The organism is Kitasatospora sp. NPDC022785, from assembly GCF_055561295.1.
The window spans coordinates 225,843-241,105 of sequence record NZ_JBVHHB010000005.1; the positions used below are offsets into that span (position 1 = coordinate 225,843).

The following is a 15,263-nucleotide window of genomic DNA, read 5'->3' on the forward strand; positions in this document are numbered from 1 at the left end:
GGCGCCGGGCCGGGCCCGGAAGGGCGGACACGGTGGTGACACGGATCACCCTGGTCGAGGGTGACATCACGGAACAGCAGGTGGACGCGGTCGTGAACGCCGCCAACTCCTCTCTGCTCGGTGGCGGCGGTGTGGACGGTGCGATCCACCGCAAGGGCGGGCCGCAGATTCTGGAGGAGTGCCGCAGGCTCAGGGCCTCGCACTGGGGCCGGGGCCTGCCCACCGGGCAGGCGGTGGCGACCACGGCGGGGCGGCTGCCGGCCCGCTGGGTGGTGCACACGGTGGGGCCGGTCTACCGGGAGGAGGAGTACGACGTGCGGGCGGAGCAGTTGGCCTCCTGCTACCGCGAGTTGCTCCGGGTGGCGGCGGAGCTGGGCGCGCGGACGGTGGCCTTCCCGGCGGTGTCGGCCGGGGTGTACGGGTGGCCGCTGGAGGACGCGGCCCGGATCGCGCTCGGCACCGTCGTGGCGGAGGTGCCGGGGGCGGTGGGTGAGCCGGCGGAGGTGCGGTTCGTGCTGTTCGGCCCCGAGGCGTACGGGGCGTTCGAACGGGTCTGGCGGGCGATGGAGTCGGAGGGGCGGAAGAAGGAGGAGGGGCAGGGGCCGGAGGGGCAGGACTGAGGCGCCGATCGGATGCCCCCATGGTGGCGTGACCAGGCGTCAACACGCCAGAGATATTCGATAACTCGTTCGAGTGAATCCCCGGGCTCGCTCAGCAGCGCGGCAGCGCGGTGCCGGCCGGGCGCCTACGGGGCGAGCGCCGTCCACGGCAGGGTGACCTCGCCCTGCCGCCACCGCCCGCGCGCGTCCACCAGCGGCCAGCTGCCGGCCAGCGCCGTGCAGGCGGCCACCCAGCGCTGCCGGGCCCCGAACGCCCCGTAGGGCGCGGCCGCCGCCCAGGCCCGGTCGAAGTCGGTGAGGAAGGCGTGCACCGGCCGGCCCGGCACGTTGTGGTGGATCAGCGCCTTGGGCAGCCGCTCCGCCAGGTCGGACGGCTGCCCGAGCCCGCCGAGCCGGGCCGCGAAGGTCACCGTCCGCGGGCCCTGCGGCCCGAGCGCCACCCAGACGTGCCGGCGTCCGATCTCGTCACAGGTCCCCTCGACCAGCAGCCCGTCCGGAGCCAGCCGGGCGCAGAGCCGTTCCCAGACCCCGGCCACCGCCGACTCCTCGTACTGCCGCAGCACGTTGGCGGCCCGGATCAGCTGGGCGGGCGCGCCGCCGTCCAGCGGCACCTCGAAGCCGCCGCGCCGGAAGGTGAGCAGCGGCGGCTCCGCGTACGGCAGCGCGGCCGCGACCCGCTCCGGCTCGATCTCGATCCCCACCACCCGGACGTCCGGCCGCACCGCCCGCAGCCGCCCGGACAGCTCGACCGCCGTCCACGGCGCGGCGCCGTACCCGAGGTCGACGGCGACCGGCGGGCGGTCGGCGGAGCGCAGCGCGGGGCCCAGCGTGTGGGCGATCCAGCGGTCCATCCGCCGGAGGCGGTTGGTGTTGGTGGTCCCGCGGGTGACGGTCCCCACCGGCCGCCCCGCCCGCCCGCGGGCAGGCGTGGTCACGGAGTCGAAGGAGGCGGCCATGCCGAAAAGCGTACGCGGCCGCCCCCAGGCGCCCTGCCGTCCGCCCCTGCCCGGGCCGTCCGCCTCCGCCCGGGCCCGTCCGTTCCGACGCCCCGGCCCGTCCGTTCCGACGCCCCGCGCGACCCAGGCCCGTCGTACCGCCGTACCCCGCCCGCCGTACCCCGCCCCGCTGTACCGCGCCCCGCCCTGCGCCGGCGAGCCCGCGTCCGGCGTACCGCCGCCCGTCCGCCGCCGAGGGCCATCTCATGTGCCGTGACGGGAATGCCGGTCGGTCACCCGGTGGTTGGCACACTGGTGGTGAGGCGTGCCCGGACGGGGCAGCTCACCGCCGCGCCGCGACCGCGACGCGGTGGTGCGGTGTGGGCGGTGGCGCACACACCGCACGGCAGGCGGCGCACGGCAGGCAGGCAGGCTGCGGAGCGCCGCGGAGACAGAGCAGGGCTGCAGAGGCGGGCAGCACAGAGGAGGCTTCAGCCAGGTGATCCAGCACCCCGTCCGTTCGGTACGCCGTGCCCAGCCGACCCCGCCCGCGCGGGGCCGGCTCCAGTCGCTGGTCACGGGAGGCCGGCGCCGCCCGCGCCGGATAGCCATGCTCTCCGTCCACACCTCCCCGCTGCACCAGCCCGGCACCGGCGACGCCGGTGGCATGAACGTCTACATCGTGGAGCTCGCCAAGCGGCTCGCCGCGCTGGACATCGAGGTCGAGGTCTTCACCCGGGCGATCTGCTCGGACGACGCGCCCACCGTCGAGCTGGCTCCGGGCGTCCTGGTCCGGCACGTCACCGCCGGCCCGTTCGAGGGGCTGGTCAAGGAGGACCTGCCGGCCCAGCTCTGTGCCTTCACCCACGGTGTGCTCCGGACGGAGGCCGGCCACCGCCCCGGCCACTACGACCTGGTCCACTCGCACTACTGGCTCTCCGGCCAGGTCGGCTGGCTGGCCGCCCAGCGCTGGGGCGTGCCGCTGGTGCACACCATGCACACCATGGCGAAGGTCAAGAACGCCGCGCTGGCCGAGGGGGACACCCCCGAGCCGGCCGCCCGGGTGATCGGCGAGACGCAGGTGGTCGAGGCCGCCGACCGGCTGATCGCCAACACCACCGAGGAGGCCGCCGAGCTGGCCCTGCACTACGCGGCCCGCCCGGACCAGCTGGCCGTCGTCCACCCGGGCGTCAACCTGGACGTCTTCCGCCCGGGCGGCCCGGAGGCGCGCGCCGCCGCGCGGGCCCGGCTCGGCCTGCCGCAGGACGCCGCGGTGCTGCTCTTCGCCGGCCGGATCCAGCCGCTGAAGGCGCCGGACGTGCTGCTCCGTGCGGTCGCTGCGCTGCTGGAGCGGCAGCCGGAGCTGCGCGAGCGGCTGGTGGTGCCCGTGGTCGGCGGTCCGTCCGGCACCGGGCTGGCCAAGCCGGAGAGCCTGCACAAGCTCGCCGCCCAGCTGGGCATCTGCGACGTGGTCCGGTTTCACCCGCCGGTCGGGCAGGCCCAGCTCGCCGAGTGGTACCGCGCGGCGACGGCGCTGGTGATGCCCTCGTACAGCGAGTCCTTCGGGCTGGTCGCGCTGGAGGCGCAGGCCTGCGGGACGCCGGTGGTGGCGGCCGCGGTCGGCGGCCTGCCGGTCGCGGTCCGGGACGGCGTGACCGGCACCCTGGTCCGCGGCCACGACCCGCAGGCCTGGGCACAGGCGCTGAAGCCGTACGTCACCGAGCCGGGCCTGATCGCCCGGCAGGGCGCGGCGGCGGCCCGGCACGCCGCCGGGTTCGGCTGGGACACCGCGGCGGCGACCACCGCCGAGGTGTACGCAGGCAGCCTGGCCCGCCCGGCCGGCCGTCTCGGCGGCTCCCGCCGCCGTCTGGCCTGAGCCCGCCCCGCTTTCGGGTGCCGGTACCGCCGAGTAACGTCACCCCCATGGCAATCCGCACCAAGGACGAGGCCCTGACCCTCCTGCGCGCCGCGCTGGACGACGCCGGGGTGGCCTGGGAGCCGGCCACCACCGACCCGTACACGCTGGTGGCGACCCTCCCGGGCACCCGCAAGCTGAGCACCACCTGTGCGCTCCGGGCCGGCGACCACACCCTCTCGGTGAACGCCTTCGTGATCCGCCGCCCGGACGAGAACCACGAGGCCGTCTACCGGTGGCTGCTGGAGCGCAACACCCGGCTGTACGGCGTCGCCTACGCGATCGACGCGCTCGGCGACGTCTACCTGGCGGGCCGGCTGCCGCTGGAGGCGCTCACCCCGGACGCGGTGGACCGGCTGCTCGGGACGGTGCTGGACAACGCCGACGAGCCGTTCAACACCCTGCTGGAGCTGGGCTTCGCCTCCGCCATCCGGCGCGAGTGGGAGTGGCGGACCAAGCGCGGGGAGTCCACCCGCAACCTGGCCGCCTTCGCCCACCTCGCCGGACCGGCCACCGGGGCCGCGCCCGAGACCGAGGCTGCACCGGCGTCCGGAGCCGTCGCCGAGTAGCCCCGCCGTCGAGGCGCCCCGCCGTCGAACCGCCCGCGTCGGGTTGTACCCGCCGCCGGGCGGCCAGGCCGCCGGTCTTCCCGGCCGCCTGACGGCCCCCGCCGAGCAGCCCCGGGTTCAGCAAGCCGCCGGGGCCGGCTCGGCCTCGGTGTCCGTCTTCCCGGGCGCCACCGCGGTGCTCGCGCCCCCGGCCACCCCCGCCGTCGCCGCGCCCGGCCGCCGCCCGAGCACCACGTACCCGGCCGCCGCGATCGTGCCGCAGACCGCGCAGGCGCCCCACATGGCGCCACCGCCGGCCCGCTCCAGCAGCACCCCGCCGGCCGCCGGCCCGAGGAACGAGGCGAGCGACCAGGAGAGCGAGTACACGCCCTGGTAGCGGCCACGGGCGTGGGTCGGCGACAGCTCGGCGACCAGGCCCATCATGGTCGGCGCGTTCAGGATCTCGCCGATCGTCCAGACCGCGACGGTGAAGGCGTAGAACCAGGCGGACGACCCGGCGAGCGCGGTCAGCCCGAAGCCCCAGCCGATGAACAGCGCGCTGGCGACCAGCAGCGCGGTCCGGTTGCGGTTCTCCATCCACCGCGTGAGCGGGATCTGCAGCAGCACGATGAGCAGCCCGTTGAGGCCGATCACCAGCCCGTACTGGGTGGAGGTGATGCCGGCCCGGCCCATGTCCACGGCGAGTGTGGTGCTGCCCTGCTGGGCGACGAGGGCGAGCAGCAGGTTGAGCGCCACCACCGCCATGAAGCGGGCGTCCCGGAACACCGTGCCGAGCCCGATCGCGGGCTCGCCCGCCTGCGCGGCCGGAGCGTCCGGCCTGGTCTCGGGGATCCGGACGAAGATGACCACCGCGCAGACCAGGGTGGAGAGCGCGTCCAGCAGGAAGAGCGTCAGGTAGCCATGGGTGGCGATCAGGCCGGCGGCCGCCGCGGAGAGGCCGAAGCCGATGTTGATCGCCCAGTAGTTCAGCGAGTAGGCGCGGACGCGGTCCTCGGCGGGCACGATGTCCGCGATGATCGCCGAGGTGGCCGGCCGCGTCGCGTTGTTGCAGAGGCCGACCAGGAAGGCGACCGCGGCGATCGCCACCTGCCCGTCCGTGAAGCCGAGCACCGTCGTGAACAGCGCGGTACCGAGCTGCGCGGCGACCAGCGTCGGCCGCCGTCCGATCCGGTCGGTCAGTACCCCGGCGCCGACTGACGCGATCGCCGAACCGAGGCCGAACAGCGAGGCGACCAGACCCGCGTACGATGCCGAGTAGCCCCGGTCCGCGGTCAGGTAGAGCGCCAGGAACGTGACGACGAACCCGCCGAGCCGGTTGATCAGGGTGCCTGTCCAGAGCCACCAGAACTGCCGGGGCATCCCGCCCATCGTCTCGCTCGCGGCTCTCCGGATTCGGGCGGAGACGGGCAGATCGGGCATGTGGGGGCTCCCGGGCGGCAGGTGTGCCGCTGAGCGGTACCGGCGGGTCCGAACAGCGGCCAGGTAAGTGGCGCAGATCCAGTGCGCACATTACACGTGGGGGGAGGTCCGAACCAGGGGGTTTTTGGGCCTCCACTAAGCTGGGGGCCATGGCTGACACGACGTACCGACTCATCCTCCTCCGCCACGGCGAGAGCCAGTGGAACCAGAAGAACCTGTTCACCGGTTGGGTCGACGTCGACCTCAACGAGAAGGGCGAGAAGGAGGCCGCACGTGGTGGCGAGCTCCTCGCCGCCGAGGGATTCTTCCCCGACGTGGTGCACACCTCGCTGCTGCGCCGTGCGATCCGTACCTCGCAGATCGCCCTGGACAAGGCCGACCGCCACTGGATCCCGGTCAGCCGGAGCTGGCGTCTGAACGAGCGCCACTACGGCGCCCTCCAGGGCAAGGACAAGGCCCAGACGCTGGCCGAGTTCGGCGAGGAGCAGTTCCAGCTCTGGCGCCGCTCGTACGACACCCCGCCGCCGGTGCTGGCCGACGACGCCGAGTACTCGCAGGCCGGTGACGCCCGCTACGCGGACATCCCGAGCGAGCTGCGTCCGCGCACCGAGTGCCTCAAGGACGTCGTCGACCGGATGCTCCCGTACTGGTACGACGCCATCGTCCCGGACCTCGCCGCCGGCAAGACCGTCCTGGTCACCGCCCACGGCAACAGCCTGCGCGCGCTGGTCAAGCACCTCGACGGCATCTCCGACGAGGACATCGCCGGCCTCAACATCCCGACCGGCATCCCGCTGGTCTACGAGCTGGACGCCGACTTCAAGCCGGTCGCCAAGGGCGGCCGCTACCTCGACGCGGACGCCGCCGCCGCCGCCATCGAGGCGGTCAAGAACCAGGGCAAGAAGTAGGCCCGAAGACGAGACGGCCCCACTCCCCGCGTGTGCGGGAGTGGGGCCGTTGCCGTTGCGTCGTCCGACTTGCGCGACCGTCTCCCACGGCGGCCGCGCACCCCGGAACTCCGCCGGGCGCCGGGCTCAGTGCCCGCAGCAGCCTCCGCTGACGCCGCCGCACTGGCAGGGGGCGCCGGACTGGCAGCCGCAGCCGCAGCCCGGACCGCAGCCGCAGCCGGCCGCAAGGACGGGCAGCAGCTTCGGGGCGGGCGGCTCGACGGTGTCGTGTGCCGGGGTCGGTCGAGTCGGGTTTGCCTTCATCGCGCTGGACCCTCCTTGTGAGGGGCACACTTCGGTGCCTACGGCATCGAGTGAAACCGCCGATCGGAGGGAGCGTCAACGGGCGCGCAGTGGTGGGGCGCCCGAAAGGCCGTGCGCCCTCACCACCCCTGTCCGAGGTTTACTCACCCCGCAGGGTGAGCGCCCCACCCGCCGGGTCACTTCCCGGCGGCCTCCGCGGCCTCGGTGGCGGCGACGAACTCGTCCACGTGCTCGCCGGTCACCAGGTACACCACGCGCTTGGCCACCGAGACCGCGTGGTCGGCGAAGCGCTCGTAGTAGCGGCCGACCAGGGTGACGTCGACGGCCGTCTCGATGCCGTGGTGCCAGCGGTCGTCGATCAGGTGCGCGAACAGCTCGCGGTGCAGCGCGTCGATCGCGTCGTCGTCCTGCTCCAGCTCCAGCGCCTTCTCGACGTCCTTGGTGGCGATCACCAGGCCCGCCTTGGCCACCAGCCGCTGGGCGAGCTGGCCCATCTCCAGGACGGTCGCGTGCAGGTCGCGCGGGACGGCCGAGTCGGGGTAGCGCAGCCGCGCGACCTTGGCCACGTGCTGGGCGAGGTCGCCGCAGCGCTCCAGGTCGGCGCTCATCCGCAGCGACGTGACGACGATGCGCAGGTCGGTGGCGACCGGCTGCTGGCGGGCGAGCAGGTCGATCGCCCGGTTCTCCAGCTCGTGGTGCAGGTCGTTGATCTTCCCGTCGGCGGCGATCACGCTCTCCGCCAGCGCCAGGTCCGCGTCGAGGAGTGCGGTGGTGGCTCGGCCCAGCGCCGAACCGGCCAGCCGGGCCATCTCGACCAGGCTGTCGCCGATCGAGTCGAGTTCCTCGTGGTACGCGTCGCGCATGCTCTCTCCTCAGTAGCTGTGTCGGTGGCGGTGCCGACCGGTCGTCCCGTACGACCGTCGGTACGGCGTTCGGGTGACCGCTGCTGGTGGCGCGAATGGTACGCGCCACCGGGGCCGGCGGACGGGTGTTCGGTCCGCCACCCCTCCCACACGGGCTGCGCGGCCAACTCTCGGCCGTCCGGGCGACCACGCACGACCCGTGCGGTGAACCGGCAGCTACGTGAAGGTGAATTCTCGGCAACGCGCGGCCGATCCCTTGATCCGACCCTTGGGGAGTGGCCTGGCTGTGCGCTTAGGCTGGCCGCATGGACGTGAACGTGGCCGCCGCCGCTGCCTGCGCCATAGCCGGGCTCGGCGTCGGCCTCACGGCCTCCATCGCCTTCCGTTGGAGCGAGCGCGAACAGGCCAGGAGCAGACACGGCGGAACCAGCGGCAAGAACCGGCAGCAGGCGCTCGGCGCAGGCACCCACGAGCCCCCGCTTCCCCCGGGGGTCGACACCGTACTCTCCGTGCTCCGATCCTGCGCGATCGTGCTCGGCGAGGGCGACGAGGTGGTCAAGGCCAGCTCGGCGGCGTACGCCATGGGCCTGGTGCGCGGCGGCGCGGTCGCCGTCGACCCGATGCTCGCGCTGGCCCGCGCCACCCGCCGGGACGGCGAGATCCGCCAGGTCGAGCTGGAGGTGCCGCGCCCGGGCACGGCCCGCACCGCCGAGCCCCTCGCGGTGTCCGTACGGGTCGCCCCGCTGGGCTCCCGGCTGGTCCTGGTGCTGGTCGAGGACCAGACCGACCGCCGTCGGGTCGAGGCGGTCCGCCGCGACTTCGTCGCCAACGTCAGCCACGAGCTCAAGACCCCCGTCGGCGCGCTCTCGCTGCTCTCCGAGGCGGTCGCCGACGCGTCCGACGACCCGGAGGCGGTCCAGCGCTTCGCCGGCCGGATGCAGATCGAGGCGACCAGGCTGGCCAGCCTGGTCCAGGAGATCATCGACCTCTCCCGGGTCCAGGACGACCGGCTGATGGTCGACCCGGAGCCGGTCTCGGTGGACGAGCTGATCGCCGAGGCGATCGACCGCTGCCGCCAGCAGGCGGCCGCCAAGCAGATCCTGATCGCGGCCGGCGGCATCGCCGGCCTCTACCTGCACGGCAACCGCGGCCAGCTGGCCGCCGCGCTGGGCAACCTGGTGGAGAACGCGGTCAACTACAGCCCGCCGCGCACCCGCGTGGCGATCGCGACCCGCCGGATCTCCAGCGCCGCCGCCCTCGGCGAGGCCGACGGCGAGCTGATCGAGATCTCGGTCACCGACCAGGGCATCGGCATCTCCGAGAAGGACCGCGAGCGGGTCTTCGAGCGCTTCTACCGCGTCGACCCGGCCCGCTCCCGCCAGACCGGCGGCACCGGCCTCGGCCTCTCCATCGTCAAGCACGTGGCCGCCTCGCACGGCGGCACCGTCTCGGTGTGGAGCGTCGAGGGCCAGGGCTCCACCTTCACCCTGCGCCTGCCTGCCGGGCAGGCGCCCGCGGACCACACGCTCCCCGCCGGGGAGTCCGCGCAACTCCTGTCAGAAACAACCCCCCAGCTTGCCCCGGAGGCCTGATCGTGACCCGAGTACTGGTGGTCGAGGACGAGGAGTCGTTCAGCGACGCCCTGTCGTACATGCTCCGCAAGGAGGGCTTCGAGGTGGCCATCGCCGCCACCGGCCCCGACGCGCTCGAGCAGTTCGAACGGAACGGTGCCGACCTCGTCCTGCTCGACCTGATGCTGCCGGGCCTGCCCGGCACCGAGGTCTGCCGCCAGCTCCGGGTGCGCTCCAACGTCCCGGTGATCATGGTCACCGCCAAGGACAGCGAGATCGACAAGGTCGTCGGCCTGGAGATAGGTGCGGACGACTACGTCACCAAGCCGTACTCCACCCGCGAGCTGGTCGCCCGGATCCGCGCGGTGCTGCGCCGCCGCGGCGAGACCGAGGGCCCCGGTGAGGGCGGCGGTCCGGGTGCGCTGGAGGCGGGCCCGGTCCGGATGGACGTCGACCGCCACGTGGTCACGGTGGACGGCGCCAAGGTGGACCTGCCGCTCAAGGAGTTCGACCTGCTGGAGATGCTGCTGCGCAACGCGGGCCGGGTGCTCACCCGGATGCAGCTGATCGACCGGGTCTGGGGCGCGGACTACGTCGGTGACACCAAGACGCTGGACGTCCACGTGAAGCGCCTGCGGGCGAAGATCGAGCCGGACCCGGGCGCGCCGCGCTACCTGGTGACGGTCCGCGGCCTCGGCTACAAGTTCGAGCCGTAAACCCGGGCCGCACGCGCGGACGCGGGCAGCGGACACGAGCACAGGGGATGCCCCCCTCCGGCAGGTGCCGGAGGGGGGCATCCCCTGTTGTTCAGCCCTGGACGGCCGCGGGTCAGTGGGTCCCGGCGGCCGGCGTGGCGGTACCGGCCGGCGTGGCGGTACCGGCCGGAGCGGCGGCGCCGGACGGTGTGGCGCCCGGGGTGGCCGCCCCGGTGGCGGGGACGGTGGTCGCGGCGGGGGCGGACGGCGAGCCCGCGGGCTTGGACGGGGCGGCCGCCGGGCCGGGGCCCCAGCCCTTGTACAGGCCCGCGTTCGGGCTGACGGCGGCCTCGGTCCCGACCTTCTCGCCGCTCTTGAAGGCGAACTCGGTGGGCGCGTAGCCGCCGACGACCACGGTGGCGGCGGGGACCTTGGCGGACGGGTTGCCGTCGCCACCCAGCAGCACCGTGCCGCCGGCCGGGATGACGAGGGAGCCCACCGGGGCGCCCTTCTCGTCCAGCAGGGCGGCGGCGCTGGTGCCCACGGCGACGGACTGCAGCTCGATCGGCGTCTTCCCGGAGTTGCTGATGTTCACCGTCACGTTGACGGGACCGGTGTACTCACCGGAGGGCTCGTCGCCGGTGACGACGACGATGTTGTTCAGCCGGATGTCGGTGCCCAGCGTCGCCTGGGCGTTGTCGGGCTTGATCTCCAGAGTGTCCGGCGTGTTGCCGGCCGCGCAGGACGACAGCGAGGCGATGGCGAGGGCGGCGATGGCGGCGATGCTGCCGACTCGAAGGCTGCGGCTCACGGCGGCGGCTTCTCCTAGGTCACGTGGCGGGTGGTCGGGTCTCAGATTATCGACCTTGCTTATGCGCTCCTCACGGGGTGGTCCCCGTGTCGCCCGCCGAAGCTGTCCCGGGCGCCCGTACGGCGGCACATCGCCGTGTCCAGGTCAAAATCGACCAAGATCGGATCACGATCGGGAAACGGCCCGATAAACGGTGAAAACTCAAGATCCAATCACGGTGTCGGGAGTGTTGCCGCAGGTTTCGGTGGGCGCCGGAACCGCCTCCGACCTGCGGTAAGCCCCCGTCGAACACCGGTCGCAGCACGTCATGGGGGTCCTTGTCAAGCCCCGAGACCCGCCCTGACCTGCGAAAACGCCCTTCGGGTGCGCCGAAAAGCGTGTTATTCTGGAAAGCCACGGAAGGGGTCCTGTCACATGACGTTCAAGGTTGGCGACACGGTGGTCTACCCCCATCACGGGGCCGCGCTGATCGAGGCCATCGAAATTCGCCAGATCAAAGGTGTGGACAAGACCTACCTGGTGCTCAAGGTGCAGCAGGGAGACCTGACGCTCCGCGTGCCCGCCGAGAACGCGGAGTTCGTCGGCGTGCGCGATGTGGTCGGCCAGGAGGGTCTGGACCGGGTCTTCGAGGTGCTCCGCGCACCGTACACCGAAGAGCCGACCAACTGGTCCCGTCGCTACAAGGCGAACCTGGAGAAGCTCGCCTCGGGTGACGTTATCAAGGTCGCCGAGGTTGTGCGCGATCTCTGGCGTCGCGAGCGCGAGCGCGGTCTGTCGGCCGGCGAGAAGCGCATGCTCGCCAAGGCACGCCAGATTCTCGTCAGCGAGCTCGCGCTGGCCGAGAACACCAACGAGGACAAGGCGGAGACGCTGCTCGACGAGGTGCTCGCCTCGTAGTGCAGTCGGGCTGCCGCCCACCGCTCACAGCGCCCGATGCCGGCGCGCCGCTCCCCGGACGAACCGTCCTGGAGTGGTGCAGTGGCACTTCGGGCGCTGAGGCGTGTCCGGACGACGCCCCCTCACCCGAGCCGGCCGGTCCCGGGTCTGCATGACCGTTCTGCGCGTACTGCTTCTGCGTGTGCCGCGGTGCGTGTTCGGCGGGCGGGGGACCATGGTGCTTTCGGAAGGGGTCCGGACGCCCGTCGTGCACGCGGTCGTCGTGCACGCCATGGCCATACCCACTTCGCCGAAGGAGTGAAACCTGAACGCCGCAGCAGCAGTTGCAGCAGCAGTGGTGCCCGCCGCGGGACGCGGTGAGCGGCTGGGGCCCGGAGCCCCCAAGGCCCTGCGGGAACTGGGCGGGGTGCCGCTCCTGGTGCACGCAGTGAGGGCGCTCGCCCGCAGCCGGGCGGTCGGCCTGGTCGTGGTCGCCGCGCCGGCCGACGGGGTCGCCGAGGTGGCCGGCCTGCTCGACAGCCACGGGCTGGACGGCAAGGACGTCCGGGTGGTGGCCGGCGGGGCGACCCGCCAGGAGTCGGTCCGGCTCGGTCTCGCCGCCATCCCGCCCGAGGTGGAGATCGTCCTGGTGCACGACGCGGCCCGGCCGCTCGTCCCGGTCGAGGTGGTGGACGCGGTCGCGGCCGCCGTCCGGTCCGGGGCCGAGGCCGTGGTGCCCGCGGTCCCGCTGGCCGACACCGTCAAGCGGGTCGAGCCCAACCCGGGCGGGCCCGAGCCGGTGCTCGACACGCCCGACCGCGCCACCCTGCGGGCGGTCCAGACGCCCCAGGGCTTCCGCCGGGAGACGCTGGCCGGGGTGCACGCCAAGGCGCTGACCGAGGAGGCCGAGGGCGGCCTGCCGCCGGTCACCGACGACGCCGGCCTGGTGGAGCGCTTCGGCGGCCGGGTGGTGGTGGTGCCCGGCCACGAGGAGGCGTTCAAGGTGACCCGTCCGCTGGACCTCGTGCTCGCCGAGGCCGTACTCGCCCGCCGGAGGGCATCCGATGGCTACTGATCCGACGACGGCCGCTGGGCCCTCCGTACCGCTGATCCCCCGGGTGGGCATCGGCACCGACGTGCACGCCTTCGAGGCCGGCCGGCCGCTCTGGGTCGCCGGGCTGGAGTGGCCGGGCGCCGAGTACGGCCTGGCCGGGCACTCGGACGCCGACGTGGCCGCGCACGCCTCCTGTGACGCGCTGTTCTCGGCCGCCGGGATCGGCGACCTGGGCGCGCACTTCGGCACCGACCGGCCTGAGTGGTCGGGCGCCTCCGGCGTCACGCTGCTCAAGGAGGCGGCCCGGCTGGTGCGCGAGGCCGGCTTCGAGATCGGCAACGTCTCCGTCCAGGTGATCGGCGTCCGGCCGAAGATCGGCAAGCGCCGGGACGAGGCCCAGGCCGCGCTCTCGGCGGCGGTCGGCGCGCCCGTCTCGGTCTCGGGCACCACCACCGACGGCCTGGGCCTCACCGGCCGGGCCGAGGGCCTGGCGGCGATCGCCACCGCCCTGGTGTACGAGCGGCGCTGAGGGGCCCGGCGGGCCGGGGGCCCGGCCCGCCGGGCGTCGTCGGCCGGGCGCAGGGTCCCTTCCGGGGACACCCGGAGATGAGGGGTCCGTTCCGGGGACACCCTGAGGTTGACGGGTGTTCAGGACGCCTTGCCGGGGCGGGAGTCGCTACGGTTCGGTGCGGGCCCCTCGGCAGGGGCCTCCCGTACGCCGCTTGACGAGAAGAGGTCCCGATGACCGCGCATCTCTCCGACCGGGCCAAGGCCCTGATCGACGGCAAGAGCTTCGCCGTCGTTTCCACGATCCAGCCCGACGGAAGCCCCCAGTCCTCCGTGGTCTGGGTGAAGCGGGACGGCGACGACGTCCTGTTCTCCACCGTCGAGGGCCGCCGCAAGCACCTCAACCTGCTGAAGGACCCGCGGATCTCCCTGGTGGTCAACCCTCCGGAGAGCCCGTACTCCTACCTGGAGGTGCGCGGCGAGGTCACGCTCACCCGGGAGGGCGGCCGGGAGCTGATCGACGAGCTGGCGCACAAGTACCGCGGTGAGAAGGTCTACCGCTTCGACGGCCCGGACGATGTGCGGGTGGTCGTGCGGATCGCCCCGCGCAAGGTGGTCGGCAACCTCTGAGCGGCCGGTCCGGCGGTCCGGCCCGGAGGGGGCGCCTCCACCAAGTCACGGAGAAGAAACGGCGCAGCCGCGGTATTGACATTCGAGAATGTCGCGGGGCACCCCCTGCTGCCCACTACGCTTGACGCTGTGAGCATTCGCCTGTACGACACCAGCACCCGCCAGGTACGCGACTTCGTCCCGCTTGTACCGGGTTGTGTCTCGATCTACCTGTGCGGCGCTACCGTCCAGTCGGCGCCTCACATCGGGCACATCCGGTCCGGCCTCAACTTCGACATCATGCAGCGGTGGTTCGCCTACCGCGGCTACCAGGTGACCTTCGCCCGGAACGTCACCGACATCGACGACAAGGTGATCGCCAAGGAGCGCCAGCTCGGCACCCCGTGGTGGCAGATCGCCTACGAGAACGAGCGCGCCTTCAACGACGGCTACTCGGCCCTGGGCTGCCTGCCGCCGACCGTCGAGCCGCGGGCGACCGGGCACGTCCCCGAGATGATCGAGATGATGCAGACGCTCATCGCGAAGGGGCACGCCTACGCGGCCGACGGCAACGTCTACTTCGACGTGAAGTCGTACCCCGAGTACCTCGCGCTCTCCAACCAGAAGCTGGCGGACCTCCGCCAGCCCGCGGGCGAGGGCGAGACCGGCAAGCGCGACCCGCGCGACTTCGCGATGTGGAAGGCCACCAAGCCCGGTGAGCCGAGCTGGGACACCCCGTGGGGCCGCGGCCGCCCGGGCTGGCACCTGGAGTGCTCGGCGATGGCCCACAAGTACCTCGGCGCGGCCTTCGACGTGCACGGCGGCGGGCTGGACCTGATCTTCCCGCACCACGAGAACGAGATCGCCCAGTCCAAGGCGTACGGCGACGACTTCGCGAACTTCTGGGTGCACAACGCCTGGGTCACCATGGCCGGTGAGAAGATGAGCAAGTCGCTGGGCAACTCGGTGCTGGTCTCCGAGATGGTCCAGCGCTGGCGGCCGATCGTGCTCCGCTACTACCTGGCCGCCCCGCACTACCGCTCGATGATCGAGTACAGCGAGGAGTCGCTGCGCGAGGCCGAGGCCGGCTTCGGCCGGATCGAGGGCTTCGTCCAGCGGACCGTCGAACGCTGCGGGCCGGTCGACGCGGCGCCCGAGGTGCCGCCGGCCTTCGCCGAGGCGATGGACGACGACCTGGGCGTTCCGCAGGCGCTGGCCATCGTGCACACCGCCGTCCGCCAGGGCAACAGCGCCCTCACCGCGGACGACAAGGAGAACGCGGTGGCGCGTCTGGCCGAGGTCCGTGCGATGCTCGGAGTGTTGGGTCTCGATCCGCTCGACCCGCACTGGGCCGGGGCGGAGCGCGGTGACGACCTGCACGGCGTGGTCGATTCGCTGGTCCGGATGGTCCTGGAGCAGCGGCAGGCGGCCCGGGCCCGCAAGGACTTCGCCACCGCGGACGCCATCCGCGACCAGCTCGGCGTGGCCGGGCTGGCGATCGAGGACACCCCGTCCGGCCCGCGCTGGACGATCAACAGCCAGTAACCCCATCTGACGATCGGGGTGAGGGTGGGCCGTACCGGACCGGTGCGGCCCTCCCGCATGACG

The 15,263-nt window shown here is 73.1% G+C and carries 15 protein-coding genes; 11 read left to right on the forward strand and 4 right to left on the reverse strand.

From position 1 onward, the window contains the following. The first annotated feature begins 35 nt into the window (after positions 1-35). Positions 36-620 (forward strand): O-acetyl-ADP-ribose deacetylase, encoded by a 585-nt coding sequence (locus ACZ3YO_RS11120; protein WP_465567752.1) that lies wholly within the window; start codon positions 36-38, stop codon positions 618-620. A 125-nt stretch (positions 621-745) separates the two neighbouring features. Here the strand turns inward: ACZ3YO_RS11120 and ACZ3YO_RS11125 are convergent, their stop codons facing one another. Next, complete coding sequence (locus ACZ3YO_RS11125) at positions 746-1,576, reverse strand: methyltransferase domain-containing protein (RefSeq protein ID WP_465567755.1); 831 nt, start codon at positions 1,574-1,576, stop codon at positions 746-748. 481 nt (positions 1,577-2,057) lie between these two features. Here ACZ3YO_RS11125 and mshA point away from each other — a divergent pair, with 481 nt between their 5' ends. Then, on the forward strand, positions 2,058-3,431 hold the full coding sequence (gene mshA / locus ACZ3YO_RS11130; RefSeq protein WP_465568054.1) for a D-inositol-3-phosphate glycosyltransferase: 1,374 nt from the start codon (positions 2,058-2,060) through the stop codon (positions 3,429-3,431). A 47-nt stretch (positions 3,432-3,478) separates the two neighbouring features. Continuing rightward, complete coding sequence (locus ACZ3YO_RS11135) at positions 3,479-4,039, forward strand: type III secretion system chaperone family protein (protein ID WP_465567757.1); 561 nt, start codon at positions 3,479-3,481, stop codon at positions 4,037-4,039. A gap of 117 nt (positions 4,040-4,156) precedes the next feature. Here the strand turns inward: ACZ3YO_RS11135 and ACZ3YO_RS11140 are convergent, their stop codons facing one another. Continuing rightward, positions 4,157-5,458, reverse strand: coding sequence for an MDR family MFS transporter (locus ACZ3YO_RS11140; RefSeq protein ID WP_465567760.1), 1,302 nt, complete (start codon positions 5,456-5,458; stop codon positions 4,157-4,159). 149 nt (positions 5,459-5,607) lie between these two features. Between ACZ3YO_RS11140 and ACZ3YO_RS11145 the strand changes: the two genes are divergently transcribed. After that, entirely contained in the window at positions 5,608-6,366 is a 759-nt protein-coding gene (locus ACZ3YO_RS11145) for a phosphoglyceromutase (protein WP_396321948.1), read from the forward strand. 479 nt (positions 6,367-6,845) lie between these two features. Here the strand turns inward: ACZ3YO_RS11145 and phoU are convergent, their stop codons facing one another. After that, positions 6,846-7,532, reverse strand: coding sequence for a phosphate signaling complex protein PhoU (gene phoU / locus ACZ3YO_RS11150; protein ID WP_465567764.1), 687 nt, complete (start codon positions 7,530-7,532; stop codon positions 6,846-6,848). Positions 7,533-7,837: 305 nt separating this feature from the next. Between phoU and phoR the strand changes: the two genes are divergently transcribed. After that, positions 7,838-9,124 carry a two-component system sensor histidine kinase PhoR gene (gene phoR / locus ACZ3YO_RS11155; protein ID WP_396321946.1) on the forward strand — a complete coding sequence of 429 codons (1,287 nt, stop codon included), beginning with the start codon at positions 7,838-7,840 and terminating at the stop codon, positions 9,122-9,124. 2 nt (positions 9,125-9,126) lie between these two features. Then, positions 9,127-9,819 (forward strand): two-component system response regulator PhoP, encoded by a 693-nt coding sequence (gene phoP / locus ACZ3YO_RS11160; protein WP_148644185.1) that lies wholly within the window; start codon positions 9,127-9,129, stop codon positions 9,817-9,819. A 112-nt stretch (positions 9,820-9,931) separates the two neighbouring features. On the opposite strand, the gene ACZ3YO_RS11165 is transcribed toward phoP, so the two are convergent. After that, a complete protein-coding gene (locus tag ACZ3YO_RS11165; RefSeq protein ID WP_465567768.1) occupies positions 9,932-10,609 on the reverse strand; it encodes a DUF461 domain-containing protein in 678 nt (225 codons plus the stop codon). A gap of 414 nt (positions 10,610-11,023) precedes the next feature. On the opposite strand from ACZ3YO_RS11165, the gene ACZ3YO_RS11170 reads away from it, so the two are divergent. The 5 genes from ACZ3YO_RS11170 (at position 11,024) to cysS (ending at position 15,200) form a co-directional block, all read left to right on the forward strand. Beyond that, entirely contained in the window at positions 11,024-11,506 is a 483-nt protein-coding gene (locus tag ACZ3YO_RS11170; protein ID WP_030244332.1) for a CarD family transcriptional regulator, read from the forward strand. Between the two features lie 334 nt (positions 11,507-11,840). Next, on the forward strand, positions 11,841-12,560 hold the full coding sequence (gene ispD / locus ACZ3YO_RS11175; protein ID WP_465567771.1) for a 2-C-methyl-D-erythritol 4-phosphate cytidylyltransferase: 720 nt from the start codon (positions 11,841-11,843) through the stop codon (positions 12,558-12,560). Continuing rightward, positions 12,550-13,068: a 2-C-methyl-D-erythritol 2,4-cyclodiphosphate synthase gene (gene ispF, locus ACZ3YO_RS11180; RefSeq protein ID WP_465567774.1), complete on the forward strand. Its 519-nt coding sequence runs from the start codon at positions 12,550-12,552 to the stop codon at positions 13,066-13,068. The genes ispD and ispF overlap by 11 nt, the downstream gene beginning before the upstream one ends. Positions 13,069-13,280: 212 nt before the next feature. Next, positions 13,281-13,676 carry a PPOX class F420-dependent oxidoreductase gene (locus tag ACZ3YO_RS11185; protein ID WP_396321941.1) on the forward strand — a complete coding sequence of 132 codons (396 nt, stop codon included), beginning with the start codon at positions 13,281-13,283 and terminating at the stop codon, positions 13,674-13,676. A 129-nt stretch (positions 13,677-13,805) separates the two neighbouring features. Next, positions 13,806-15,200 carry a cysteine--tRNA ligase gene (gene cysS / locus ACZ3YO_RS11190; protein WP_396321940.1) on the forward strand — a complete coding sequence of 465 codons (1,395 nt, stop codon included), beginning with the start codon at positions 13,806-13,808 and terminating at the stop codon, positions 15,198-15,200. The last annotated feature ends 63 nt before the right edge of the window (positions 15,201-15,263 follow it).